This is a genomic window from Ruegeria sp. AL12 (assembly GCF_056540885.1).
Genome location: NZ_JBQFXN010000007.1, coordinates 134,831 through 159,906, shown reverse-complemented (window position 1 = coordinate 159,906; position 25,076 = coordinate 134,831). Strand labels below are relative to the sequence as shown.

Annotated in this window: 26 protein-coding genes; 18 read left to right on the top strand and 8 right to left on the bottom strand. The window is 52.9% G+C overall.

Annotated elements, in window-relative coordinates; all coding sequences use genetic code 11:
• Positions 1 to 308: 308 nt before the first annotated feature.
• The 4 genes from ACR0C6_RS16915 (at position 309) to ACR0C6_RS16900 (ending at position 6,124) form a co-directional block, all read left to right on the top strand.
• Positions 309 to 1,208, top strand: a complete 900-nt coding sequence (locus ACR0C6_RS16915; protein ID WP_480620330.1) for an alpha/beta fold hydrolase — start codon at positions 309 to 311, stop codon at positions 1,206 to 1,208.
• A gap of 391 nt (positions 1,209 to 1,599) precedes the next feature.
• Positions 1,600 to 2,526, top strand: coding sequence for a transcriptional regulator GcvA (gene gcvA / locus ACR0C6_RS16910; RefSeq protein ID WP_480447328.1), 927 nt, complete (start codon positions 1,600 to 1,602; stop codon positions 2,524 to 2,526).
• Positions 2,527 to 2,812: 286 nt separating this feature from the next.
• A complete protein-coding gene (locus ACR0C6_RS16905) occupies positions 2,813 to 3,472 on the top strand; it encodes an FMN-dependent NADH-azoreductase (protein WP_480620328.1) in 660 nt (219 codons plus the stop codon).
• Between the two features lie 738 nt (positions 3,473 to 4,210).
• Positions 4,211 to 6,124 carry a DUF3604 domain-containing protein gene (locus tag ACR0C6_RS16900; protein WP_480447326.1) on the top strand — a complete coding sequence of 638 codons (1,914 nt, stop codon included), beginning with the start codon at positions 4,211 to 4,213 and terminating at the stop codon, positions 6,122 to 6,124.
• Between the two features lie 640 nt (positions 6,125 to 6,764).
• On the opposite strand, the gene ACR0C6_RS16895 is transcribed toward ACR0C6_RS16900, so the two are convergent.
• The gene (locus ACR0C6_RS16895; protein ID WP_480620326.1) at positions 6,765 to 7,043 is read right to left on the bottom strand and encodes a winged helix-turn-helix transcriptional regulator; all 279 of its coding nucleotides are present in this window, start codon (positions 7,041 to 7,043) and stop codon (positions 6,765 to 6,767) included.
• A gap of 213 nt (positions 7,044 to 7,256) precedes the next feature.
• Here ACR0C6_RS16895 and ACR0C6_RS16890 point away from each other — a divergent pair, with 213 nt between their 5' ends.
• The 5 genes from ACR0C6_RS16890 to ACR0C6_RS16870 all read left to right on the top strand — a co-directional run bounded on the left by ACR0C6_RS16890 (position 7,257) and on the right by ACR0C6_RS16870 (position 11,569).
• A complete protein-coding gene (locus tag ACR0C6_RS16890) occupies positions 7,257 to 7,865 on the top strand; it encodes an NAD(P)H-dependent oxidoreductase (protein ID WP_480620324.1) in 609 nt (202 codons plus the stop codon).
• Positions 7,852 to 8,571, top strand: coding sequence for a glutathione S-transferase family protein (locus tag ACR0C6_RS16885; protein ID WP_480620322.1), 720 nt, complete (start codon positions 7,852 to 7,854; stop codon positions 8,569 to 8,571). Before ACR0C6_RS16890 ends, ACR0C6_RS16885 begins: the two co-directional genes overlap by 14 nt.
• 3 nt (positions 8,572 to 8,574) lie before the next feature.
• Positions 8,575 to 9,228 (top strand): DsbA family oxidoreductase, encoded by a 654-nt coding sequence (locus ACR0C6_RS16880; RefSeq protein WP_480620320.1) that lies wholly within the window; start codon positions 8,575 to 8,577, stop codon positions 9,226 to 9,228.
• Between the two features lie 198 nt (positions 9,229 to 9,426).
• The gene (locus tag ACR0C6_RS16875) at positions 9,427 to 10,617 is read left to right on the top strand and encodes a low temperature requirement protein A (protein WP_480620318.1); all 1,191 of its coding nucleotides are present in this window, start codon (positions 9,427 to 9,429) and stop codon (positions 10,615 to 10,617) included.
• Entirely contained in the window at positions 10,610 to 11,569 is a 960-nt protein-coding gene (locus ACR0C6_RS16870; protein ID WP_480447319.1) for an ion transporter, read from the top strand. The genes ACR0C6_RS16875 and ACR0C6_RS16870 overlap by 8 nt, the downstream gene beginning before the upstream one ends.
• An 804-nt stretch (positions 11,570 to 12,373) precedes the next feature.
• Here the strand turns inward: ACR0C6_RS16870 and ACR0C6_RS16865 are convergent.
• The 3 genes from ACR0C6_RS16865 to ACR0C6_RS16855 all read right to left on the bottom strand — a co-directional run bounded on the left by ACR0C6_RS16865 (position 12,374) and on the right by ACR0C6_RS16855 (position 14,255).
• Positions 12,374 to 12,910, bottom strand: coding sequence for a hypothetical protein (locus ACR0C6_RS16865; protein ID WP_480447318.1), 537 nt, complete (start codon positions 12,908 to 12,910; stop codon positions 12,374 to 12,376).
• Positions 12,894 to 13,664, bottom strand: coding sequence for a hypothetical protein (locus ACR0C6_RS16860; RefSeq protein WP_480447317.1), 771 nt, complete (start codon positions 13,662 to 13,664; stop codon positions 12,894 to 12,896). Before ACR0C6_RS16860 ends, ACR0C6_RS16865 begins: the two co-directional genes overlap by 17 nt.
• 75 nt (positions 13,665 to 13,739) lie before the next feature.
• Complete coding sequence (locus ACR0C6_RS16855) at positions 13,740 to 14,255, bottom strand: DUF805 domain-containing protein (RefSeq protein WP_480620316.1); 516 nt, start codon at positions 14,253 to 14,255, stop codon at positions 13,740 to 13,742.
• A 556-nt stretch (positions 14,256 to 14,811) separates the two neighbouring features.
• Between ACR0C6_RS16855 and ACR0C6_RS16850 the strand changes: the two genes are divergently transcribed.
• The 8 genes from ACR0C6_RS16850 to ACR0C6_RS16815 all read left to right on the top strand — a co-directional run bounded on the left by ACR0C6_RS16850 (position 14,812) and on the right by ACR0C6_RS16815 (position 20,165).
• Positions 14,812 to 15,111 carry a hypothetical protein gene (locus ACR0C6_RS16850; RefSeq protein ID WP_152456658.1) on the top strand — a complete coding sequence of 100 codons (300 nt, stop codon included), beginning with the start codon at positions 14,812 to 14,814 and terminating at the stop codon, positions 15,109 to 15,111.
• 364 nt (positions 15,112 to 15,475) lie between these two features.
• On the top strand, positions 15,476 to 15,775 hold the full coding sequence (locus tag ACR0C6_RS16845) for a hypothetical protein (RefSeq protein WP_480620314.1): 300 nt from the start codon (positions 15,476 to 15,478) through the stop codon (positions 15,773 to 15,775).
• A 55-nt stretch (positions 15,776 to 15,830) separates the two neighbouring features.
• On the top strand, positions 15,831 to 16,445 hold the full coding sequence (locus ACR0C6_RS16840) for a hypothetical protein (protein WP_480620312.1): 615 nt from the start codon (positions 15,831 to 15,833) through the stop codon (positions 16,443 to 16,445).
• 53 nt (positions 16,446 to 16,498) lie between these two features.
• A complete protein-coding gene (locus ACR0C6_RS16835) occupies positions 16,499 to 16,804 on the top strand; it encodes a hypothetical protein (RefSeq protein WP_480620310.1) in 306 nt (101 codons plus the stop codon).
• Positions 16,805 to 16,845: 41 nt separating this feature from the next.
• The gene (locus ACR0C6_RS16830) at positions 16,846 to 17,019 is read left to right on the top strand and encodes a hypothetical protein (RefSeq protein ID WP_170755412.1); all 174 of its coding nucleotides are present in this window, start codon (positions 16,846 to 16,848) and stop codon (positions 17,017 to 17,019) included.
• A 117-nt stretch (positions 17,020 to 17,136) separates the two neighbouring features.
• Complete coding sequence (locus tag ACR0C6_RS16825; protein ID WP_480620308.1) at positions 17,137 to 17,781, top strand: protein-tyrosine phosphatase family protein; 645 nt, start codon at positions 17,137 to 17,139, stop codon at positions 17,779 to 17,781.
• A gap of 19 nt (positions 17,782 to 17,800) precedes the next feature.
• On the top strand, positions 17,801 to 19,234 hold the full coding sequence (locus tag ACR0C6_RS16820) for a hypothetical protein (RefSeq protein WP_480620306.1): 1,434 nt from the start codon (positions 17,801 to 17,803) through the stop codon (positions 19,232 to 19,234).
• Positions 19,224 to 20,165 carry a metallophosphoesterase family protein gene (locus ACR0C6_RS16815; RefSeq protein WP_480620304.1) on the top strand — a complete coding sequence of 314 codons (942 nt, stop codon included), beginning with the start codon at positions 19,224 to 19,226 and terminating at the stop codon, positions 20,163 to 20,165. The genes ACR0C6_RS16820 and ACR0C6_RS16815 overlap by 11 nt, the downstream gene beginning before the upstream one ends.
• On the opposite strand, the gene ACR0C6_RS16810 is transcribed toward ACR0C6_RS16815, so the two are convergent.
• Positions 20,166 to 20,888 (bottom strand): DUF4956 domain-containing protein, encoded by a 723-nt coding sequence (locus ACR0C6_RS16810; RefSeq protein WP_480620302.1) that lies wholly within the window; start codon positions 20,886 to 20,888, stop codon positions 20,166 to 20,168.
• Positions 20,889 to 21,105: 217 nt separating this feature from the next.
• Here ACR0C6_RS16810 and ACR0C6_RS16805 point away from each other — a divergent pair, with 217 nt between their 5' ends.
• On the top strand, positions 21,106 to 22,038 hold the full coding sequence (locus tag ACR0C6_RS16805) for an SdiA-regulated domain-containing protein (protein ID WP_480620300.1): 933 nt from the start codon (positions 21,106 to 21,108) through the stop codon (positions 22,036 to 22,038).
• Positions 22,039 to 22,204: 166 nt separating this feature from the next.
• Here the strand turns inward: ACR0C6_RS16805 and ACR0C6_RS16800 are convergent, their stop codons facing one another.
• From ACR0C6_RS16800 to ACR0C6_RS16790, 3 genes are read right to left on the bottom strand one after another with little or no spacing between them, the layout of a single operon-like run.
• Positions 22,205 to 23,698 carry a cryptochrome/photolyase family protein gene (locus tag ACR0C6_RS16800; RefSeq protein ID WP_480620298.1) on the bottom strand — a complete coding sequence of 498 codons (1,494 nt, stop codon included), beginning with the start codon at positions 23,696 to 23,698 and terminating at the stop codon, positions 22,205 to 22,207.
• Between the two features lie 3 nt (positions 23,699 to 23,701).
• Complete coding sequence (locus ACR0C6_RS16795; protein ID WP_480620296.1) at positions 23,702 to 24,961, bottom strand: FAD-binding domain-containing protein; 1,260 nt, start codon at positions 24,959 to 24,961, stop codon at positions 23,702 to 23,704.
• A complete protein-coding gene (locus ACR0C6_RS16790; protein WP_371419754.1) occupies positions 24,943 to 25,074 on the bottom strand; it encodes a DUF2256 domain-containing protein in 132 nt (43 codons plus the stop codon). The genes ACR0C6_RS16795 and ACR0C6_RS16790 overlap by 19 nt, the downstream gene beginning before the upstream one ends.
• Positions 25,075 to 25,076: the final 2 nt, after the last annotated feature.

Sequence of the window (25,076 nt, the reverse complement as noted above, 5' to 3'; positions counted from 1 at the left end):
TTCCGTCAGCAGGAAACGCTCTAGAAGCGGCAATTGCGATTCAAACCGAGTTAAGAGAGCCAGACCATCCCTATCTGGTTCCGGAACGTATTCAGCTTAGAGCGGGTTTGCATGTCGGCGACGTTACCGTCGATGGCGAAGATATCTTCGGAGACGGCGTTAACATCGCTGCGCGGCTCCAATCGGCAGCTGAACCCGGGGGCATTCTGGCCTCAAAGGTACTTTGTGATCTTGCCGGAGCGGATTACGCCAAACGATTGCGCCGAGAAGGGCTGCATACGTTCAAAGGCATTGAACAGCCGATCGAAGTGCTGTCGTTCAACTTCACCGATGAACATGTGTCCAAATCGCGCGCTAACTTCGCCAAAACACAGGAAATTCGTTACTGCAAAACTGACGACAACATTAGTCTGGCCTGGAGCTCAGTTGGAGACGGTCCTCCGGTCGTAAAGGCGCCAAGTTGGATTGGACACTTGGAACTTGACTGGCGCAATCCCGGGAAAGCTCCAATTTACACTTCCATCGCTCAAAGACATCGCTTGGTCCGTTTTGACGCCAGGCTCAACGGTCTATCCGACTGGGACGCCGAAACTTGTACGTTCGAACGGTTCGTTGATGACTTGGAAACTGTTTTCGACGCAGCGGATATAAGGCGCGCGCCGATCCTTGCGATATCGCAGGGGTCCGCAGTGGCAGCCGCCTTCGCAGCGCGCCGACCTGACCGCGTGTCTGCGATCGTAATGATAGGTGGGTTCCCCGTTGGTCGGGCAAAAAGAACATCGCAAAAAGATGTGGAACGCGCCAACGCAATTAAGCAAATGATGACTGCCGGGTGGGACGATGATTATCCGTCTCTGCGTGACTTAATGGCGCAAATCATCGTGCCGGGCGCAAGCCAAGAAGAACGGCGGCAATATGCCGAAGATATGCGAAAGATGATTTCACCCGAAAACATGGGGCGGTATCGCGGCGTGATTGATAACATTGATATCTCACCGATATTGTCCAAGGTCGAGGTGCCGTGCCTTGTTTGTCACGGGAACAGTGACAGGATGCAACCGGTCGAACAAGGACGATTGTTTGCAAAGGGATTACCCAACGCGAAATTCATCGCCTACGAAAGCTCGAACCATACCATCCCGGACAACGACCCGGAATGGCCACGTTTTGAGAGGGATGCTCTGGCTTTCTTGGCTGAACACAGCTGACTTATTGCTCCAAGTGCCTTCGGGTTTGGCGCTATATCTCTCTAAACAAATGCTACAAGAGTACCTCGCCAGAGTAATGGAACACAGAGTTGCGATAAGTGCAGTCAGGCTATCCTACGCACAATACGCCGAAGGTGAGCCTGTGGTCTTTGTTCATGGTTCGAATGCGGATCATGGGATTGGCGGGTTTTGCAGATATGGTATCCTTTTAGAGGGAGGCGAATTGACAGCCGAGCAGTCTTGCGGCTTTCAGCTATTTGCCAAGATAGCAGGATAAGTATATCCAGTAAGTCGCTTACTCTGGCCGTCCCAAAAGTTTGCGACATATCCAAATCGGGCTAGAGTAGAGCGACGAATTAGCATCGCATCAGGAGAGTAAAAGCCGCGCGTCATGGCGAAGATACCGTCGTTGAAAAGCATTCAGGCCTTCGAAGCGGCCTGCCGGCATCTGAGTTTCAAGGATGCCGCCGATGAACTATGCGTCACTCCGACTGCCATTTCCCATCAGATCAAATCGCTGGAGGATCAACTTGGGGTGCCCCTGTTTCACCGGCTGACCCGCGCCTTGAAGTTGACGGAGGATGGGGCCAACTACGCGCCCCACATCATTGAGGCCTTCAAGAACATCGAAGCCGCTTCTCTTGCGCTGGAGGAAGACGACCTTGCGGGCACATTGACAATCTCAACAACCGGGTCTTTTGCCGCCAATTGGCTTAGCCCGCGGCTGCGAGGCTTTTACGAGAAATACCCGGAGATCTCGGTAAGGGTTCTGTCTAGCGATCAACTGGTGGATTTCAAATCTAGCGATGTGGATGTGGCCATTCGGTATGGCTTTGGCGACTATCCTGACAGCAATGTGGCATGGGTCTTGAATGACTGGGTAGCCCCTGTCTGCAGCGTGGAAAAAGCGAAGTCACTGAGCTCCCCCGAATTTCTTCTGAAGTCTCGTCTGATCGAATACCAATGGAGCGGGTTTTCTGATGTGGATCCGAGTTGGGAACGCTGGATGGACGCGGCTGGCTTGCAGACGGGTGATGCCGAGCCCTATGTCACCTATTCCGAGGAACACATCTGCTTGCTGACGGCAAGCGATGGTCATGGTGTGGCCCTGGTCAGCCTTTTGGCCGCCGCGCGTTTTCTGGAACGCAATATGCTGGTCGCCCCCTTTGATACGGCATTGAAGAACAGGAGCTATTTTCTCGTCTGTCCGGAAACTTACGCCAATCGTGCACGCGTTCGTGTGTTCCGGGAATGGCTATTGGACCAAGCAGATGAGTTTCGCGACAGCGCCGTCGGTCAAAGGTTTTTTGAAGATTAGTGCGTCCGCAACGATCTAATCCGTCGCTTGAATTTTTGTTATTTCTATATCGCCGAGAAGCATACGTTTCTGAACCACTAGGCAGGAGTTCTTGCGCATGTAGAACTTTAACCCTTCCCAACAGGGACGCGGATGTACTTGCGACGGCGTCTCATCTGGAGAAGGAATTCTTTGCGAATAGAGATGGCTGAGGTCAGTTCACTCTATTCAGAATTTTCTTCATTTGTACCTGCGCGTCTCTGGCTTCACCTTTGAATAGTTCTTTGCAAACTGACTAGGTGACGAGATGACCACAATCCTGAGAATTGACGCCAGCGTGCGGCGCACCGACAACCCTGTTGCGGCCTATAATTCCATTTCCCGCGCTTTGGCGGACAGTTTCGTGGAAGAATGGAAAACCGTTGATCCGGACGTCGAAATTGTTGTGCGTGACGTCGGAATGACCCCGCCGGATTTCATTTCCAACGACTGGATCGCGTCTGTATTTACAGCAGAAGAGGAACGCACTCCTGAACAGAGCGCTTTGGTCAGCTTGTCTGATACGCTGGTTGACGAGCTCGACCGCTCCGACATCCTTCTGATTTCGACGCCCATGTACAACTACGGTATGCCCGCAGCCCTGAAGGCTTGGTTCGATCAGATCATCAGGGTCAACAAGACATTTACGTTTGATTTGGCGCGCGGCGACTTCCCTCTGGAACCGATCATGTCAGGCAAAACCCTGGTGTTGCTGACCTCGTCTGGTGAATTCGGTTTTGAGGACGGTGGGATTCGCAATGACTCGGGTCACCTTTCTGCGCACATCAGAACATTGCGCCAGTACCTGGGAGCAGAACGGATGTTCGAAGCTGCGGCCGAGTACCAGGAATTCGCTGATGAGCGTCACGAAGCTTCGGTCGCCTCAGCTCAGGCTCAGGCACGTCACATTGCTCGTGAGCTAGCCTAGTCAAGGGTCAGTTTATGGAAAGTAGAACCTGACGAAATGAACAGTTTCTACATTTCCAACTGATCACGGCTCAAGTTGTGTGAAGCAGGTGGTTATGTTCTGCGCCCTTACTTGAGTGGTTCAAGTCGCTAAAAATACGAAACGGCAGCGAATGCAGTTGTAAACCTTCATTTCGGATTGGCAGACTGTTTAATCTAATATCTTGAAACAACATCTCCGTATTCGAACTCCAGGTTCAAAAGCGGACTTTGCCATGCTGCGTTTTTACGGCAGATTTGTTCGCGTTTTGCCAATTCGATCTGCGTGTATTTTGCTTTCGCAGCGAATGTCCCGAAAGTGGGCGAAAGCCGTCGTTGGCTACATTGCAGCACGTTTGGTTTAAGTGAACGACTGCTTGAGCGGATCAATCTTGGTCTTGGTTAGCGGATCGAGAGTTTCAATGGGGCTCAGAGCGGTCGTTCGCTGCAGAGCGGCGCACTATTGTCAAATTAGGGTCCGCTTTTGGCTCGAAACAGCCGTTCGACCAAATTTGTTAAATGTCTACTTTCTGGACTTTGCATCCATCTGCATTCTTGCTCCTCAGGGCCGCAATCAGCCTAAAGCAGACCTTCAAAAACGAGTCTTGGACAGGTTCACGCGTGCGGATGGGGGGCGGCGGACCCCACTCACTTGAATATTTGATTTTATGCATGCTTTCTCGTACACTTTTGCTTTAGTTTTTTTGTCTGGGGGGCAGTCATGAGAACTCATTTTGAACCCACGAATATTTTGCATGCTGCAACCGTCTTAGCGCTTTCATTAGGAACGCAAGCAGTTGGCTTTGAAGGCGAAGTACCTCCTGATAAGGTGGTTCCTGCACAGACTTACTCTCCGTTTGTCGACCGATCTTATCCCGATCAGGTTCTATTTGGTGATCTTCACTTCCATACTGAAATCTCATTCGACGCAGGGCTTGTTGGGACTTCTTTGAACATCCACGACGCCTTCCGCGTGGCCCGCGGTGAGAGGATAACCTCAAATACCGGACAACCTGTTCAACTCATTAGGCCCCTCGATTTCCTCGCGATTACTGAACACGCGGAAATGTTGGGACTTGCGACCGCCGTTCGAGCAGCTGACCCTCGGCTTTTGGCTGACGAGTGGGGTCGTTTGACTTACGAAAGGTTCAATTCCGGGCAAGAAGGTCGGATGGAGGCGTTCGCTGATATCATCGAAATCGCATCAATCGAAGGGCGAGACCCGACCGCTGGATTGGATTTAGACGGTGACCTTTGGCAACAAATCGTGGAAACGGTCGACGAATACTACGAACCTGGAGTCTTCACATCATTGGCTGGGTACGAGTGGACATCAACTCCGAGAGGTAACAATCTCCATCGGGTGGTGATCTTCGGAGACGGCGCCGATAAGACCGGTCGAACCCGCCCATTTACCTATTTTGAAAGCGAAGACCCTGAGCCGTTGTGGGACTATCTGGCTGCGTACGAAGAAGAGACGGGTGGAAGCGCGGTATCTGTTCCCCATAACGGAAATATATCCAATGGAATAATGTTCGCGCCTACGAAATTCGACGGCACACCTATGGACGCGGAATACGCCGCCAAACGCATTCGTTGGGAACCGATGCATGAGGTAACCCAGATCAAGGGGGACGAGGAAACGCACCCACTCCTGTCACCTGATGATGAGTTTGCGGATTTCGAAACCTGGGACGTTGCGAATATCTCGGGCACCGTCGCAAAGACCCCTGAAATGTTGCGCTACGAGTATGGGCGCTCCGCCTTGAAGGTCGGGCTCGAAGTTCAGCGAGAGACAGGCGTTAACCCATTCAAGTTCGGCTTCTACGGCACGACGGACACGCACACCGCGCTCCCAACCACGCGAGAAGACAACTACTTTGGTAAGTACCAACACACAGAGCCTTCAGCGAACCGTCACAACTTTGATGTAATCCCGGCCGAAGACCCGGCATTGCGTATCATTACGGCGCAAGAATCGGCTGCAGGCCTCACCGCTGTTTGGGCGCGCGAAAACACCCGCGAGGAAGTCCACGGAGCAATCAAGCGCAAAGAGGCCTACGCTACGACCGGGCCGCGAATGCGAGTCCGGGTCTTTGGCGGTTGGAATTTTGATGCCGATGATCTGTACGCCTCGGATTTTGTTTCCAACGGGTATAAGAACGGTGTGCCGATGGGCGGAGACCTTAGGAACGCGCCGGATGGGGTTTCTCCCAGATTCCTGATCCGGGCGCTGCGCGACCCAGACGGCGCGAACCTCGACCGAGTCCAAATTATCAAAGGCTGGATCGACGAGAGTGGCGAAACTCATGAGCGGATCTTCGACGTGGCCGTCTCCGATGGCCGAGAGATTGGAGAGGATGGCCGTGCACACGAACCAGTAGGCTCGACGGTAGATATTGGAAGCGCGACATACAGCAACTCAATCGGTTCCGTGGAACTCGCCGGTTATTGGCAAGACCCAGATTTTGACCCGAACAACAACGCGTTTTACTATGTGAGAGTGATCGAAATTCCAAAGCCGCGATGGACGACCATAGACGCAGCTTTCTACGATATACCGCTGCCCGAGGCGGTTCCCGCAGAAGTCCAAGACCGTGCTTACACATCGCCGATCTGGTTCAGCGCTGAATAGTGAAGCTAGTATTGCGACAAAGCTGGTCTTGATCAATTTCGATTCCCACGGAACACGTTGGCAACCAGTTCCAATGGCTCGAAAATCTCTAAAGCGTAAGATCGCCTTCTGGCTCTGTTGCAGGACAAATCAAACCCGTTCTGATGCCACCGCGTCTTCTCGCTGGTAACGCCGGCAGTGGCCACACGCTGTACTTTGCAGAGTCAACTTTCTGCGCATTGCCGTCGTTAGTGCGGACCGCAGCATCCGTTTACTTCGGGCTCGAATTGGACGTTTGACACAATACCTCGAATGACAGATTGCGAACAAAGTAGCCGTTCGCTGCGGATGCGAGAACTTGATTTGGCAGAACTAGCAGTCTGCGGCACGGCTGTTACGGTACTTGTCAGTTCAAATGTCATTGAACGGCCCCGTAGAAAGTCGTTCCAAAACACACTGCTGCACCAAAGCTTCGCTTTGGTATATTTCGATCATTTTTTGTCAAAACTGGCGCAAATAGCTTTCTTAAACAACAGTCTAGCGGAATTCTGTTCTGCGTCGCCAAGCCCCTTCATCTGCAGTGTTGAAGAAATTACAAGTTTGTTGCGGGGTCATAAAAAAATTAGGCTATAAGCTAAGAGCAAGCATATAAAAGTCATCGCTAAAAATCGGTAGGCAGCTCTTCACTCCACTTTCTTAGCTCATCGAGAAATCCAAGGGCTGTGCTGCCAAACTCGGTGATGGAATATTGAACCGAAACAGGGGAAGTATCCATCACTTGTCTTGCAACCAAACCCTGCTCCTCAAGTTGGCGTAATCTCTCAGCGATCATCTTCTTACTAGCCCCACCGATCATACGCGATAGATCGTTAAAACGCACGGGACCATCTTTGAGGTGCCACAAAATCGATCCGGTCCATTTTCCGCCAATGATCCGCATACCTCTTTCGATTGCGCATGGCTCCAGACAGGCCTCCGAGACCTGTCGACGGCCTTTGGCGTCCTCTTCAATCCGCGCTCGCATTGTCATCCTTCCGCTCAGATAACTAGGTTACCAAAAGTATACTGGTTGATTTCTCATACCTATACTCTCAAATGCTCTCTGAACCCGGCGAAAGTCAAGGGTTCAGAAACTGCACATATGGATATGGACATGAGCAAAATCCTGATCGTGAACGGCACCCAGCCCTACGAATTCGCCCCCGGACAGTTGAATGCAAGCCTCGTTGAACGTGCACGGAATACGCTGACAGCAATGGGGCACGACGTGCGCGTGACCACTGTCGCTGATGGATATGACGCGAATGCAGAGGTCGACGCGCACCTGTGGGCCGATACAGTCATCATGCAGTTCCCGGTGAACTGGATGGGCGTTCCGTGGATTTTCAAGAAATACATCGATGAGGTGTACACGGCCGGTATGGACGGCCGGTTGTGTGCAGGTGACGGCCGAACGACCGACGCGCCCAAAGCCAATTACGGTACCGGCGGCACGCTAAACGGTAAGAAATACATGCTGTCAGTTACCTTCAACGCCCCGAAAGAAGCATTCGATGAAGAGTCCGAGCCTTTCTTTGCGGGTGCCAGCGTCGACGACCTGCTAGCGCCAATGCACCTGAACGCAAAGTTCTTTGCCATGCAGCCCCTTACGACTTTTGCTGCATTCGATGTTATGAAGAACCCGGAAATCGAGGCCGATTTTGCTCGATTTGACGCACATCTGAAAACCACGTTTGCCGAGGTTGAACATGTCCCAGCCTGATATTCACCTGTATACCGCAGGCACGATGAACGGCTACAAACCAGTCATTTTTCTGGAAGAGGCAGGTATCGCCTACGACCTGACCCATATCAACTTTTCCAAACACGAGCAGAAGGCGCCGGACTATTTAGCGCTTAATCCGAACGGAAAGATCCCAACGATTGAGGACCGTTCGGAAGGCCGCGCGATCTTCGAATCCGGCGCGATCCTGTGGCATCTGGCCGAGAAATACGGAAAATTCCTGCCTTCGGACCCGGCCAAGCGGTCCGAGGTAATGCAGTGGATGCTGTTTCAGGTCGGTCACGTCGGGCCGATGATGGGTCAAGCGATGTATTTCCAGCACATCGCTGCGCCTAATGGCCATGAAGAGCCCTTTTCAATCCGTCGCTACGTGGACGAAAGCCGCCGGTTGATGGAGGTGATGAATACGCGTCTGGACGGGCGGGACTGGATCGCAGCGGACGAATACACCATCGCCGACATGATGCTGTACCCGTGGGCGCGTGCTTATGTCTGGGCACGGGTGGATGTTTCGGACCTACCGCATCTGAACGCCTGGTTCGACCGTATGGATGCGCGACCTGCCGTCCAGCGAGCGCTGACCATCCCCAAGGCTAACCCACAGTTCTGGGATGCTGACGCAGATGCCAGCGCCTTTGCCAAGGAAAACGCGGCGCGTTTTTCCAGCGACGTGAAAGGATCCTGAGCCGTGCAAGCTGCTCTGCCTATTCGCGTCGATATCGTGTCAGACGTCGTTTGCCCGTGGTGTGTGATCGGCTATCACCAACTTGCCAAAGCCGCGCGCGACACTCAGACCGAACTGGATATCCATTGGCATCCATTCGAGTTGAATCCGCAGATGGCCGAGGGTGGTGAGAACCTGCGCGAACACTTGGCATCGAAATACGGGACGACGTTGGAAGGGTCGATCAAGGCACGAGCCCGCCTGACAGAGATGGGCGCGGCACTGGGGTTCACGTTCAATTACGCCGATGACATGCGGATGTATAACACCTTCCGTGCGCATCAATTGATTGACTGGTCCGCCGAACAAGGCAAAGGCCATGAAATGAAGCAGGCCCTTTTTTCGGCGTTCTTTACACGCCGCGAACACGTCTCGGACATACAGGTTCTGGCAAATGCGGCTGCTGGCATCGGGCTGAACCGCGCGGATGCGTTGGACATGTTGCAAAGCCAAGATCGGGCCAATCACGTGCGCCAGAAAGAGCAATTCTGGATCAGCCGAGGAGTTCAGGGTGTGCCCGCAATGGTGTTCGACAAACGTCACCTTGTGACCGGCGCGCAGGGCGAGGAAAACTACGCACGCATCCTGCTGCATCTACGAGACGACAGGGCCGCGTGACATCCGTGGATACCGGGCACTGCCAGCGCAATAAACCCACGATCGAACAGGTATTGCCTGGCATGCAATCGCTGAACAACCATTGTGGGGGTTGCATGACGAAAGTCTCCGCGACAACCTTCATCTTATAGTGAAACTCAATCTGGGTGGCCGCTTGTCGGCCACTACAGCCTTTCAACCTTGAAGAGTTCCCAATTTATGGCATTGCATGACCACCCCATGTGGCGAAAGCCCCAACATCACCAGGACCTTGACCATGCACATGATCATGTCCACTGGGCCGAGCTGTTCTACGACCTGATCCATGTCGTGACAATCTTTCTGCTGGGCAATTACTTGTCGCATCATCTCGATCTGCATGGGTTTCTTGTGTTCGCTGGTATCTTCATCACGCTCTGGTACGCGTGGGGCGAACTCAGCATATTCAACTCGATCTTCGTCAGCACCGATTTCTGGCACCGGCTGATTATGGCCGTGATGATCTGCACGGTGATGTTCATGGCAGCGGCGACCCCGGCTATTGACGGCAAGGGTTGGGTTTTCTTCGCGTTAGGATTTGCAGCGAACAGGGCCATGCTCGCGGCGCTGTACTATCGCGTCCGGCGGGCCAATTCATCTGGCGAGTCCATGTCGACGGCTCAGATCCGGAATTTTTCGGTTTTTGCGGTGATCTTTGCCATCACGGCATTTCTGCCAACACCCTTGGCCTATTGGGTGTTTGCTGCCGCAATGGTGGCCACGCAGGCGATGTACATGATCCCGGGCCTCACTGTATTGCGCTTCGAACGTTTCGTCCCGCGCCTTGGCCATATGGCGGAACGGTTTGCTCTGCTGACACTGATCGTTCTGGGCGAAGGGTTCTTCAAACTCGTCGTTACTTTGTCCGAGAAAGGCATCTACAAAGTCTCACTTGATGTGCTTGTTAACTTCGTCATCGGCGGCGTTTCGATGTTCGTCATGTGCTGGATTTATTTTGACTTTGTCGGCAACGCCAAGCCCAACGACAAGAAGGTGTCGACATTGGTCATCTGGTGGCTTGCGCATCTGATCTTGATGTTATGCGGCGTCATGGTAGGCGTGGCCCTAGCTGCCGAGGTCAAAGTCGGTTTTTGGGAGCCATACCCGACCGAATATGCCGCCATTGGCTGTTTCGGCCTTGCAGGATATATCGCCATGCTTTGGGTGCTCCAGAACGTTATTGAACACCGTCTTGCATCGGACTTTGGGCGCTGGGATGTGCGGGTATTTGGGATCGTACTGGCTATTGCCTGTTTCTTTATCGTCCCCCATGTTCCCTCGTTGGTTGGCAATCTGATCTGGGGCACAGCCTTGCTATCGCAAATCGCGATTCCCCTGACGCGCGCCTGGACGCAGTTTCGACATGAGTGAGGCAGTTACAAATTCGGGCTATCTAAAAAGGAAAGTCTATTGGTGGCTCGAGCGCCCGGACAGGGCGGCCACCGGTCCATGGTTGCTTGAGATAGCTCTAATTGCCCTCATCACACTGAACGTGGCCGCCGTTATCCTGGAAACGGTCGACTCCATATATACTCGTTGGGGCCTGGCGCTGAACCTCTTTGAGGGTTTTTCTCTATTCGTATTCGTTGTCGAATACGCGGCAAGACTGTGGGTCGCCACCGAAAATCCAAGTTACAAAACGCGCGCTGCCTGGGCCGTCTCCCCGATCGCCATCATCGATTTACTAGCGATATTACCTGCGCTGCTCTATTTGATCTTCCCGGTTGATCTGCGTCTGTTGCGGACCTTCCGCATGTTGCGGCTCCTCAAACTCACTCGGTACTCGCCTGCACTCGGAATGCTGCTCGCTGTGTTTGAGGAAGAGGCCGGCGCCTTTTTTGCAGGTTTTTTCATCCTGATGGTGATGCTGATCTTTGCTGCCAGCGGTGCATGGCTAGCAGAGCACGAGGCGCAACCGGAGGCATTTGGATCGATCCCAGCGGCGATGTGGTGGGCGATGGCAACGCTTACGACCGTTGGTTATGGCGACGTAACGCCCGTGACAGTTGCCGGTAAGATCTTCGGCGCTGCGATCACAGTGATTGGCATTGGGATGGCCGCATTGCCCGCAGGGATCATTGCCAGCGGCCTGAACGACCAGTTGCACCGCCGACGGGCCAGCCTGGAACGTGAATTTCGAAAGGCCTTGGAAGACGGCGATATCTGCGACGCCGACGAGGCCGTTATTGAAGCCGTTCGCAAGCAATTGGGTCTCTCGCGTCGCGCTGCCGATCATATCCGAAACCGCGTGCATGCTGAGACCGTGTCACAGGCCGATCACTGCCCTACCTGCGGGCAAACTGTGCAAAAGGCCAAGCCCTAAGCTTGAGCAATTGGCCTGCCACTGATCAGGTGCCGAGCTCCCAACTGGATCACAGCAAATCTGTGAAAATGTGGGATTTCGAATAGAGTATTTCGCGTGCTTGGGTGTTTCGCCGCTGTCCTTCGAGATCTGTGTTGTCGACGGCATCCACGCAACTTGCTGTCGATAGCACGATGGAACAGAGCAAGCTTTCTCAGGTTTTTGCGAGTTCAAGCCGGGGGTGAATGGCCCTAGCCTGCTTTGGCTGCAATGGCCGCTTCTGTACCAACGGCCGTTCCTTGTTCCAGGGGCGCGACGTGTTGCGAAAACGGGAACTTGGTTTTTGAACATTGTGATGCCTACATCCATTCCCGTCCTTCCCAAAATCGGCAAGTTGCCAATGGCTGTGGTCTGGTTGCTGCTCGCGTGCCTTCCCTTCGCACAAAGTCGCCCAAGCTCGCTGAAATGAAAGCCAGAAGAGCTGCCGATCAGCTCGATTAATACTGGTACCACCTGAGGTGTCTTGACGAAGAACTTGCGGGGAAGCACATGCTGAGGCTTCAAAATGCAGCAGGAGCCGACCACTCTGATCTGCCGCTTGTTGCCTCTTTGTCATCTGTTCTTTTGTCTGAGTTCGTGGGGATTTACCTGCGGTTAAAGGGTATAGGCCGCGCCGTGACTTAATAAAAACCGCAGAACCTTACCCATAAATCTGCGCGGTGTTTGGTCACAGCTTTGCACAGCTATCCCACAGATTTGCATGCCACAGAGAACCCCACGAACAAAAAGGGTCCTCTGGCACAGTTGCTAAACACAAAAAACAGTTTACTCCCAGCTTCCAGCAGACGAGCGCCAAGTCTTGGCTTCGGCATCCCAAACACTTGCGCTGACGCATGGCGTCGGATTTATTCCCTCGCAATCGGATCCATGCACGTCCGCGATGACAATGCGTTGGCTCCCAAAATCAACGACCGTCCAGCCTTGGTTGAGCAAGGAATGCACCTCTTCGCTAACCCAAAAGTGCGACATGCATCCGCCAGTTCCGCAGTAAAGAGATGCGGCGCTTGAACACGCGAAACCGGACTCATTCAGAACCCAGTCGCGTTGTAGATCTCCGTCGAGATCGACCCGTTCAACCGCGCCCCAGGCTATGTCAAACTGACCGTCGTTGAACTCCGCGCAGGCTCGTGCCGCCAGATCAACCTTCGCCTGCAAACCGGGCGGAAGTTGCGATACATCAGCCGCGACAGCTGGTGAGATCCAAACTAGACCCGAAACAAGTACGATCCCGGAAACCAAATACTTCAGCTGGTGCACTATTGGGGAAGCTGGTTGGAAGGCGGCGTCAATTGCATTGATCATATCTGAAGTCCCCGTATTCCAGCCAGTTTTCCGCGCCTTCGTTAAAAATCAGAAATTCGGACCTGTCTTCCCCAAGCAGGGCGACGACAAATCCGGCGGGCGGTACAGAGTTTCCGAAGTAACTGTAGGCTGTCATGGCTCTGATCGACTCGCCGTTGACCGTTACTCGCGCGTCCCACTCCCCCTCTGGATTGTCCAGAATTACATATTCGATCTGGCGTTTTATCGCTCCGCCACCACAATAGACAATGCCTTTGGGCGCTTCGTAGGAACCCCCCTGGCGAGCACCTGAATCGCAGGCGGAACGAAGGGACCGAATTGCCGTGCCGGAACCCTTCAAGTCAAAGATTCCGTAGCTGACATCTTGATCAATCATCGACAGATTAACCGATGCATTGGCCGCAAGCTGGTCCAGTACAAAACCATAATCCTGCTGACTATTAAAACTGACCTTGACGGGATAGTTGTCGACGATCTGCACGGCAGCGTTTTCTACGCCAACCTGAAATGCCCCAACTTCGGTGGTGCCGTCCTTAAAGAAACGAATGGAAAGCCCCTGCTTCTGCACAATGTCCTGGCTGTCCTCAAATCCGGCCGGAGCAAAGCGGATATGGTTACACTGAAGTTCCAGCGTCGTGTTTCCGGTCTGAATAAACGCATTGGGGTTGGGCCCGGAACTGAACGACCACTCCGCCGATGCTGTGGTTGCCATTGCCATCATCAGCGCTCCAACGGAAATCGGCTTGAAATTCATTCTTTCTCTCTCCACGGTGTTGCATTTGGCTCTTTCTTTCAGCAGAGCTTCGGGCCCACCGCCCGGGCAACCAGATCAGGAAACAGGTGCGCCGTATTCGTTTGCGCCTTCTTGAGAAGGTCGTGTCAGCCACCAGATCATCAGGATGGACAGAACCAGTTGAAGAATTGAGAACACAACAATGCCGGTTGCGCCCAAAACTGCCGCGGGTCCACGCAATGTATCGGGGTTTTCCGTTCCTTGCTCCAATACCGAAAAGAACGCCACCCCGCCCAGCATAACAAAAAGCGTTGTAATGCTAAGCGCCATCGGCAGCAGCAAGTACCAGCCAGGTCGCCCTGTATCATGCAGCCTCCGCCAACCGGCGGCCAGCATGGGAATAAGAACGGCCAGTTGGAAAACAGAGGACAGAACCCGAGATCCCTGCCCCGTTTCGGGATTGGTCCCGAATATGATCGTATCCAGCACAGCTAATACGGCACTCACGAGAACCACGAACAAGAAGAACCACCAGTATTCTGATCGTAAAGCCCGACCAGAGAACTGGAAGTATTTCGAAAAACACGTTTTTACTGCTTCAAAGAATCCCATGTTTTTGTCCCTTCGTCCTTTCTTGGCGGCGTCAAAAACGCTTGGCTGCGTAGGGAACACTCGCTTTTCTGAAAATCCCCACATTCTTTTTGTTTGAAAGCAAAAGCCTTTCGCACGAAAGCCTAGAGAAATTTACGCGCGGAAAAAATATTGATTTATGAAAAATTAGATTCAAATATGAGAATTCGACGCAACTTTATTTTACCTCCGTTGTTGTCGCTGTCGCCCGTTTTACCGGGCCCTTCCGACTGCTGGAGTGAGTGCTGGCAGTCGGAAGGCGTTTTCAATGATCGAGCGTTGGGAGAAAGCGATGCCAAGACTCAAAGCACTAGCTCTTCTTCCAACGTTCGCTCCAGCTTTTTCCAGTGCGGTCACGCGTTGTTGGCAGTGGATGCGATCAACGCAATATTGTTCTGCCGGCCAAACCTTGAATGGCGAGTCGTTTGAGAACGGTAGTCACCAGTTCGAGGAATGCACGATTGTCCGCATAGACGCTGGAGCTTCAAAACGTAGCCACCAATTCAATTGAGATCAAAGAACCCAGAGGGAGAAGAAAATGACCAACAAGATGGTGATGGTTGCAGGCACGACATGTTTCGCACTGCTTGCGGCCTGCGACGATACGGGTACATCAAGCGCGTCTGCCGAGCTCACGCCCGCTCAGCAAGCGTGTTTGCGAGACGTAGCCAATACAACGAACAATTCGCAAGTCGTTGTGCTGTCGTCTGCGTTTAGCGAGGCGGGAACCCAGGTCACTGTCGGCGTTGGCGAGGATCGTGCCCCATGGAACTGTATTGCTTACAGTGATGGCGCCACAGCCGGTATCGAGTTCCTGGGCGACGAAGGCGCATTGTGACCTGTTTGGTGCGTGGCTGAACACCGCCGCGCAGCACTGGCTCGCTCATCGGAAAGCTCGACTTGGTTTGTAGAATAGCCACCATCGTATTCGCGATCCTTTACCTGTTGGCGTTGATTGCGTTCTTGACGGGTACATTTGGTTGGTTGGGGCAAGAAAAAGACCCTTTGTCCGGGGTGTTCCTTTTGCCGTTGGGTTTGCCCTGGATACTCGTAGCGGACTTGCTCTCGGAGGCGACCAAACCTTGGTTCGCGGCGCTCGCACCGGTTTTCAACCTTTTAGCGCTGGTCTTGATTTGCAAATGGGTACGCAGTTTGCGGCAGTAGTGAACGCTGAACGCATTCTCACCAAAAGGGAGGAAAACATGGGAAAAGTGATCTTGGGAATCGTGATCGGGCTCGTCCTCGGCGTGGTTGGGGCGATGACCTTGGGTGGAGGTGCCGCGATGGGTGTTGGCGTTGCGACAGGCTTGTCCGCCGGTGTCTGCTCTACATTGAAAGGCGCACAAGCCGAGAACCTGATCACCGCCGAGCAAGCGGATCAGATCCTCAATCGCGTGAATTCCGAGATGGCATCACTGCAAGGAATTGAAACGACGGACGAGATCGTCGGAAGCGCACAGGCATGCGATGACTTTCTGTCCAAGTTGCGGGAAGCGAAGTGAAGTTCCGCTTTGTACAGAAGAACACTGTAAGGATTAGCCAACAGGGGACAATCTGATGAAACTCCGTTTACTGAACCTCCTCACACCCATGTTTGCAATTTCGGGCACAGCTGCTCTTGCAATGTCGGAAGCCGATGACGCGTGTATCGATCATTTACGGCAAGTTGGTGGGCCAGACGGTCAATCCGGTACGATTGAGAGCTCAGAGTTTTCCGAAGCTGGCACGCTGGTCATGTTACGTGACGCAGGTGGGACACTTTGGCGATGCATCGCGTACAAGGATGGAAGCATCGGAGAGATGTCGGTTGTCGAGGCGATGGATGATGGTGGTGGAGCTATGGCCGGTGCCGAAGGATCTACTGAAAGCCGACGCGTCAAATTTGATGCTGGTTCAACTGGCGCCGAACTCGTTGGCCAACTCGCGCCCGGAGCGTCCCAGCAATACGTCCTTGGCGCCAAAAACGAACAGTTCCTTTACGTTCGCGTTGCTCCGCGAAATGGCACCTTGGACTACGTTATTCGAAACCCCGATGGTTCTGAACTGTTGGGATTGATGTCGGCGGAAAAGGAGTATCGAGGGCAGCTTTGGCAATCCGGTGATCATGTTGTCGAGGTTATCAACCGCGGCAACTCTTCCGTCGGCTACAACGTTATATTCGGAATTGAATAGGTGATCGACGGAAAACCCTGGAACGGCAACTCAAATCAGCTAGGAAAAAACAGATGAAATCCAAAGTCTTTTTGGTGATCGGTACAGTGTGTATTTCTGTACTCTCAGCATGCGACGAGAGTGGCGGGTCAGTGGATGCGAGTGCAGCAACTGTGGGCAGCTCTAGCGATCTTTCGTCATTTGAAGGGGCCAGAGCGGGTCAGGCTGAAATGGGCATTCAAAGTCTCGGGTTTGAACTTATCCGAAGCGAAGGGCTGACCTCTTACTGGTTTAACAAAGATACCGGCGCATGTGCGCGGATCACGACATCTGAAGGAAGGTATTCAGATGTAACTATGCTGCCTTCAGGCGACTGCTGACAATTTTCAACAATCCCAAATCTGAAAAAAGGAGCTCTAGTTTGCATTTCGATCTGGCACATGCGGCGGTCATCGTTGTCGCTTTGATTATCACAAACCTGGCATTGAAATCGGCCGGCGTGATCAACGAAGAAAACAAACACCAGTGGAATTGGAAAGTTGTTCTGGCCTACTTCGTGGTCGTCGTTATCATCAATCTGGTGTGGCCAATTTGAAGCTTCACGGCGGGACGCTAACCGCCACCAAAGATGTTTACGGTGAATGTGTCTCTCCGAGAGATTGCCGGCAGGAAAAGTGTGAGCATCACGGGCTGAACACAGAAAGGAATACGCATGCGGTTTTTGACGTCACTTATATTCATTGGTGTTCTGGCAACCGCTGCGACTTCTGACGTCACCAGCCGAAACGGTGGCCCTAGCAACAGCCAAATGCTTTCAAAAAGTGGCGACGGAGGCGTCGATGGCGTCGCTTTCTTCCGCCCAGTCTTAAGCGGTGTGTTGTATCGATCCGGTTTCAAGGGCGGCGACAAGGATCGAACAGGTCTGAGTGACGTTCAACGCGAAACCTTGTGCGAAAAAGGGTTTTCAACCGGATTTTATGCCGACTTCGGCAAAAACACTCAGTACGGCCGCACAGGTTGTGGGAACGGATCCTTTGACTATCAGAGCGCCAGATCCTCCCGACCCGGCGCCGTCATGGCATCCATACACGAAGTAATTGAAAACCCGGGTAAGGGCCCTGTTCTGGTGCACTGCATGTGGGGTGTTCATTCCTCTGGCGCACTGTCGGCAATGGCGCTTGTTCAGTTTTGCGGTTGGACGGAAGAAAGGGCCAAAGATTATTGGAATGATGCCCGAAACGGGGCACCTTGTTCAGGCAGGTGTGACCAGTGGATTGACTCAAAATTCTCCAAGTTCAGTGTCGACCCCAATCTGAAGATATCCGCCGAACAACGGGCTGCGATTTGCCCTAGATGATCTCCGGAGGACTATTCAAATGAAGTTCCATCTTCTGGGGTCTCTTGCTTTCATTGCACCCACCATCTTGTGGGCAAGCGACGATGTTCAGGGTGAAGCCACGACATTTGATAGTCCCAACGGCGTTACTGAACGCTGTATTCGGATCGAAAAAGTTCCAACGGGCGGGTATAAGAAAAGCGATCTTGAGGAAGAAACAACCTATTGCGAGATTGATTTCTATGCCTCCGAAATTGCTGTTTGCCCAAAAACCTGGAGCACCAGCCCAGGAATGGCCGTCTACGATATTTCGGAAGGACCCTACGCCGGGAACCGTTCCGAATTCGAGAGAAACGCTTGCAAAGAGGGGAAGGCGGCAAAAGATCTGGCAAAGGACAGGGTGGCTAAATTCAAATCCACCATGAACCAGAAGGGTACAAGCGGAACGTTTTCAACCTCTTCGCTGCTCTACTACCATTTCTCCAGGTATTTCGACGCGACGGTGAACGTTCCGGTGGCGGTCTGGCGTAGCATGGACGCTCAGGCGCATCTCACCGAGGTCGCAGAGCCCGGCCTTGCGATTTCTGGTGGCTCTCATGGCGGGCGTATGAACCATGAAGGCTGGCGGGTATTCTTGGCTGCGGATGCCGATCCGAACTCGTACCAGCCAACCGATGATCTGTTCACCGCGGATCGAACGCAGATATACGGTGTCCTGCTTGACAGCCCCGGTCATCGCTATGGCTCGGAAATCAACGGCACCCGTAAATCCGGTTGGGGCAAAGGCCAAAACCGCGATTTTCAGGAAACACCCGCCTTCTTGGCCTTGCGGTCTTCAAAACCCTTGCCCGAGGCCATTGCAGAAGGTGTCAGGGAAGGTCGAAAGGATCGGCAGATCAACAAGGATCTCGGCCCCGATGTCAGCGACCAACAGATGGCATTTTGGATGCAAGAACTTACCGAGATTGTTCTGCTCGACTTCATCTTCAGCCAGCAGGACCGCGTAGGAAACATAGACTTCACACCCTATTGGTATTGGGTCGAAGACGGAGACCTGAAGCACAAGAAGGCCAAGCACCATAAGCCAAACCATGGAGATGTTCCAGCCGACGCATTATTGATCCGTCGCAGCAATCTAAACGACAACGATGCTGGTGGGCGTGTCGAATATGCCAACTTTGCGAAATCCACTCAGATGCTGGAGAAAATGCGACACTTTTCTCCACGCACTTACCAGCGCTTGTTTGCTTTGAATAACGACCTTCAAACGCAAGGCCCGATTTATGACTGGTTGTCGCAAAGCTTTGGCCTGTCAGATAGGCAGATTGCGCAAGCCGTTAAAAATACAGCGCTGGCAACGTCCATTCTCCAGAGCAATTGTTCAAAAGGTGTTTTGATGTTCGACTTGGACCCCGTCGCATTCTTTTTGAAAAACGACACCGAGGTAAAGGCTGTGGACTGTAATGACCCGTAAGCGCTCCGTCACCGCGGCGGTGTTGATTTGGTCCGCTCTGCTCACCTGCAAAGCGGCGGCATTGGATGTCATCGTCATATCGGATCTGAATGGAAGCTATGGTTCGGTAAGATACGATGCCCGCGTCGACAAGGCGATTGAGCGCATAATCGAGATTGATCCCGATCTGGTGGTTTCGACCGGAGATATGGTTGCGGGTCAGCGCATTCCCAACTTGTCAGACAAACAGGTCAGAGAGATGTGGAAGGCGTTTCACAAGGCGGTGTCAGACCCGCTGGAGGCTGCCGGAATTCCATTTGCGGTCACGCCGGGAAACCATGATGCCTCTGCCTATCGCGGGTTCGAACGTGAAAGAAAAATATACGCCGAGGAATGGACACCGAGAAAACCAGACGTCGCTTTCCTGGTTTCGAAGGACTATCCGTTCTTCTACGCGTTTGAGATGCAAGGCGTCACGTTTGCGTCTTTGGATGCCACGACCCTTGGGCCGCTATCCGGCGATCAGCAGGACCAACTTGAGGAACTGGGGGCGAATGGAAACCCGATTGTCACTTTCAGTCACCTGCCGCTTTGGCCCTTCGCGATCCAGCGCGAACGCGAAATCATCGGTGACCCGGCACTTGAGAAAATCTACCTGCAAAGCGGGGTCGTTCTGCATCTGTCCGGCCACCATCATGCCTTCTACCCAGGCTGGAAAGACGGTGTGGCCTATGTTTCCCAAGCTTGTTTGGGCGGTGGTCCACGACGGCTGATTGGTGATAATGCCAGATCACCTCACAGCTTCACTCATGTTACGTTCCAGCCGAACGGAGAGTTTGGGATAGCAGTATATCGAGGGCCCGATTTCGAAAGGTCGGTAAACTTCAAGTCGCTCCCGAAAGAGATCAGATCCCCGAATGCGGTGTTGAAACGATTGGACCTTGTGAAATAACTAGAGGTTGAGTTTCAACTCAACTTTTTCGGGGACCAGATCGTTTATCATCTCTTCGATCCGGGCTTCTGAAAGTCCACCCGAAGTAATGAAAAGCAATGAAACGCGAGACTTGCCAGGGACGTGGTGTTTTCTGACCAGCTTCCAGCCAGCGTCTGCGGCCATGGCTTCAATGGCGCCGCTGACGTTCAATGAGTGTTCTTCGTCTGAAGCTTTGAGCGAAATTTCCACGCCCTTGTTACGTCCACCGAGCCAAATGAAACACCAACATACAACCGCCACCAGTGTGGCCATCAGCGGCAAGCCCAAACCGACCGCAAGACCAAGAACCGTTACGATTATCATTTCGACAGTGTCTACCGGATCATCAAGATTGGATCGGAACCTGAGCAACGCGCCGATGCCAAATATGACAAAACCAATCATTGATCCGTGCTGAACCACCAGGAATCCAACAGCCATGCCAATAAGAGCATAAAGGAAGAACAGCCTCGGCATGACCAAGTCGCCGATGCTTCTACGGGCTTTGCGTCTCACCGGATGATAGACGATCAAGCCAGCCAGAATGATCGTGACCACCACATCGAGAGTAAAGAAATACAGTTCCTGTTTGCCGCGAAACTGAGTCCATTGGCGTTCGATCAGAATTTCTGACTCCGAAGCTCCGGCCAGCATCGTTGCAGGATCGATTTGCGACACCGCAGCGCCTGGCAACAGCAGCATCAACAACACGGTTTTAAACGGGAATGTCGTATTCAGCTTTTCTTCCTTCCTGCTCAGGCCAAGGGCTTAGGCTTCACCACAGGCACATCGTGCCCCATTCAATTCAATCGCAACAAGCGGGATCAGGTAAAGAGTTCAATGAGCATTCTTCCGACATCGCATCTGAGTTGTGATAAGAACGCGATAAAGGGATGTGTTCCACGGGCGAGAAAACTGAATGGCAGAAAACAAACTGTTTCCGTCAAAACCTGAAATTTCACGGAGCTTCTTTTTACTTAGACGGCTCGCTTTTGCGCCCGGGTTATTGGCGGCGGCCTTCCTGTTATGGGCTGGTCTTGCCCGCGCCGAAAGTGCTGGTTTGGTTCTGGTCGATAGGTTCAAGGTCGCAGACAAATCAGAAGGATTTTCAGAGCCTTCAGGTCTGTCGCTTTCCAGCGCTGAAGGCTTCTTGTGGTCTGTCAGCGATGCCGAACCTATACTGCATCTCCTTGGAATCGACGGGGCATTGGGAAACTCTTTCAAGTTGCCATCACTGAAGGGATCAGACCTCGAGGGTGTCGCTTCGCGAAAAGATGGATCTGTTTTGGTGCTTCAGGAAACTGACCGGTCAATTCTAGTCGTTCACCCAACCGACCCCATTCAACTTACAACGGTTCCACTTGCTACTCTCAAGGGTTATTCGGATGCAGCTGAAATGCTCGTCGGTAATCCATTGAACAAAGGGCCTGAGGGCATCACAGTCGATCCGGACACTGGGCGAGTATTCGTGGTCATCGAAGGGAAACCGCGGTTGTTGCTGGTATTGTCACCAGAGCTGACGGAGATTGAGGAAATCACCCCACTGGATCGCGAATCTGGTTTTATGTCCGATCGCGTAAATGACGATGAGCTGGATGTAAGCGGATTGGCTTGGTCTGCGTCCTCAGGTGTACTGTGGATTCTGAGCGACAAAGGGCGCCAGATCTTTTTGTACAATCCCGAGACGAGAACGGCAGAGATAATAGAACTATCTTATATGAAAGACGGCGACCGTAAGGTTGTAAAGCATCCAGAAGGGATCGCCCTGGATGAGCCCAATGGACTTCTCTACATCCTGACAGATGATGCCGCGAAATCGCGACTGTATGTTTTTGATATTCCCGAATTTTGATAGCTAGAAAACGAAGCTCACACCGCCATAATGGCTTCCGCAAGTTGTTGCAGCTTGCTTTGTAAGCATCTACCTTGGTCCGCCTCAATCAGAACCTCCGTTGTAGTGTGGCTGGGACTAGGCGACCTTGATCCAGCGCAGGACATTGCGCGGGTAAATTTCATGCTCACGTCATACGTCGCAAAAAGGCTTCAGCCGTCGTGACATGCTTGTTTTTGACCTCTGGCGACATGCGCCCAGCCGTACGGCACATCATCGCCCAACGGGGATTGCCAGCAAGTCTATCGGTGTGTTTCAGGATAAAGCGCCAATAAAGCCCGTCCCAGATATCTGCCCAGGGCCCATTGCCCCAATGGCTCATTTTTCGAATGTAGTTTGAGCCGGAAAAATACGGTTTGGTGGTGATCAACCCGCCATCGGCATGCTGGCTCATCGCGTAGGCATTGGGAACCATCACCCAATCATAGCTGTCGACGAACATTTCCATGAACCAGCGATAGACATGGTCTGGATCAATCTCACACAGAAACATAAATCCTCCCAGTACCATAAGGCGTTCAATGTGGTGGCAATACCCGGTTTCGAGCACCCTTTTGATCGTGTCGTCCAGCGGATCAATACCAGTGGTTCCGTTGTAGAAAGAGCGATGCATAGGGCGATGATGGCCCCAATGGTTTGTAGTGCGCATCTGCACACCAAGGTTCTCATAGGTAGCACGCATAAACTCGCGCCAGCCAATGATCTGGCGGATGAATCCTTCTACCGAGTTCAGGGGAATTCCCTTGCGATCAGCATGCGCCAGGGCAGCGTCCAAAACTTGCTTCGGCGTCAACAAGCCAATGTTCAAAGCAGGCGTAAGAACGGCATGCCACAGCCAGTTTTCCCCCTCGACAATAGCATCTTCATAGTCGCCAAAGTGTTCGAACCGCCGTTCCAGAAACTGCGCCAGCCAGTCGGATGCGGCTTTGTGTGACGTCGGATAAAATAGCGTACCCAGGCCGCCCAATGCATCTGGAAATTCAGCGATAACGCTCGCTTTTGCAGCTTCATCAACTGCGTCATGGGCAGGCCAGTCGATCCAAGGCAGGCTGCCCAACAGCGCCTTGGGCACTTTTTTGCGGTTTTCCTCGTCAAAACTCCATTGTCCCCCGGCCGGTTGGCCGCTGTCCATCAACACGTTCAAACGGCGGCGTTGGCCCTTGTAGAACTCCGCCATGAACCAGCGTTTTCGACCGGCAGACCAATCCAGATTGTCGGCCCGCGTATTCATAAAGCCGGGGGATGGCTGGATATCGAGCGTGATGTCGGTATTGCCAGCCGCTGCCCGAAAACGTCTTTCTGCAATGAAGTCTACTGGATCAGCCATGATCACTCGGCTGACACCACGATCACGCAAGTTTTGAAAAAGTCGCAGACATGCACCCGCCTGCCGCTCAAAGGGCCAGATCGCAGCATCAAAGCCCTTGGCGACCAAGCCATCGCGATAGCGCGCCATTGAGGCGCGGTGCAGCCAAAGCTTTTGCTTGTGCATCGTGGCGGGATAATACGCGTCGCCAAAGAACAGCGGGTCTTCGAAAAGCACAACAGTATCGGGCCGGGCGGCCAGGCCCGGGTGTTGGGCAAACAATTGGTTGGGAAGTAAAAGGGCGGCAGTGGACATGGGCTATGGTCTTTGTTGGGTGGCCAAGTTCAATTGGCGTAGAAGCGACGGGATCTTCTTTCGAAGGCCGAAGAACCCGGCCTTCGCATGAGGCCATGTTATAGCGTCGTACGGCCGAATTATCCTGTTCAAAGAAAGGCCTGCGTCTCTCAATACAGGTTCCGCACGATCCAGCCGTGACCGAGTGGGACCGACAGGCGCATAGGCTGTTGCAATGGTCGTAACACCTGCATTCCGTGCTGCCTCGATCAACGTACCACACCAGTCCTCGGTCGATTGCCCGAGTTTTCCGTGGGGTTCCAAAGCGTTGCTCATCGCGCCCTTGGCAAAATCCTGTACAACATCTCCCATCTGGTTTGGGGATCGACCATGCGTCGCCAAAAGTCCGATCTTGGCAACAGGCGATGTCGGCATCAATTGATGAGCTGACAGATCATCTTCTGTCAACAGCAACAGATAAGGGCTGTCTGAGGGCATGTGCGGACTTGAAAGAGGAACGAGCGGGTGATCTACCGGCTCGGTCAGCGGTTCTGCAAATTTGGCCAGGCCTTTAGGTTGAAACCGTCCTTCAGTGTATTTGGCAATATTGTCAGGGCGCGCGAGGTAAGTTTTGCCTTTCGTGTGCAATCCACCAACCCAGCGCCAGCTCAGCGTGTTCGATGCGGGATCGCCATCCAGCAAATGTCGCAAAAAGAAATCTGCACCAAGCTGCCAGGGTAAGCGAAGTGAAAAAATCCAGATTGATGCAAACCACATGCGCGCATGGTTATGAAGGTAGCCTGTCGCCACCAGTTCCCGCGCCCAATGGTCGAAACAGTCGATGCCGGTATTGCCGTTCACTGCATCATTGATACGGGCCTTAAGGCCCTCATCATCCCTTAATCGCTCACAAGCGCTCAGCAAATCCCGCTGATACAGTGACCAGACGCTGGGCCTTTGTTCCAGCCAACCCTTGAAGTACGTGCGCCAAAAAACTTCTTGCACGAATTTCTCCGCCGCGTTGAAATTATGCGACGCTAAAACCGTTGCCAGTACTTCTTTCTCCGTTATCAAACGGTGGCGCAGCCAAGGTGACAAACCCGAAACATTGCTGCGACGCTCAGTCCCAAAATCGTAGTTTCGCGCACTTGCGTAATGGCGCCCGGTGCGTCCCACGAACTGCTTCAGCCTTATAAGACCGCTAGTCCGTGTGGGTTTGAAATCGAACGTCTCTTTCGCTTCATCAAGTTCTGAAAACATCTCGATCATGCAGCCGATCTGCATTTTTTTGAGCAGTATTTCACCTCATCCCAAACGTTTCCCCATTTCTTCCGCCACGTGAACGGGCGCTGGCAGACCGGGCAAACCTTCTGGGGTAAGTCGGCTTTCTTGCGCATCT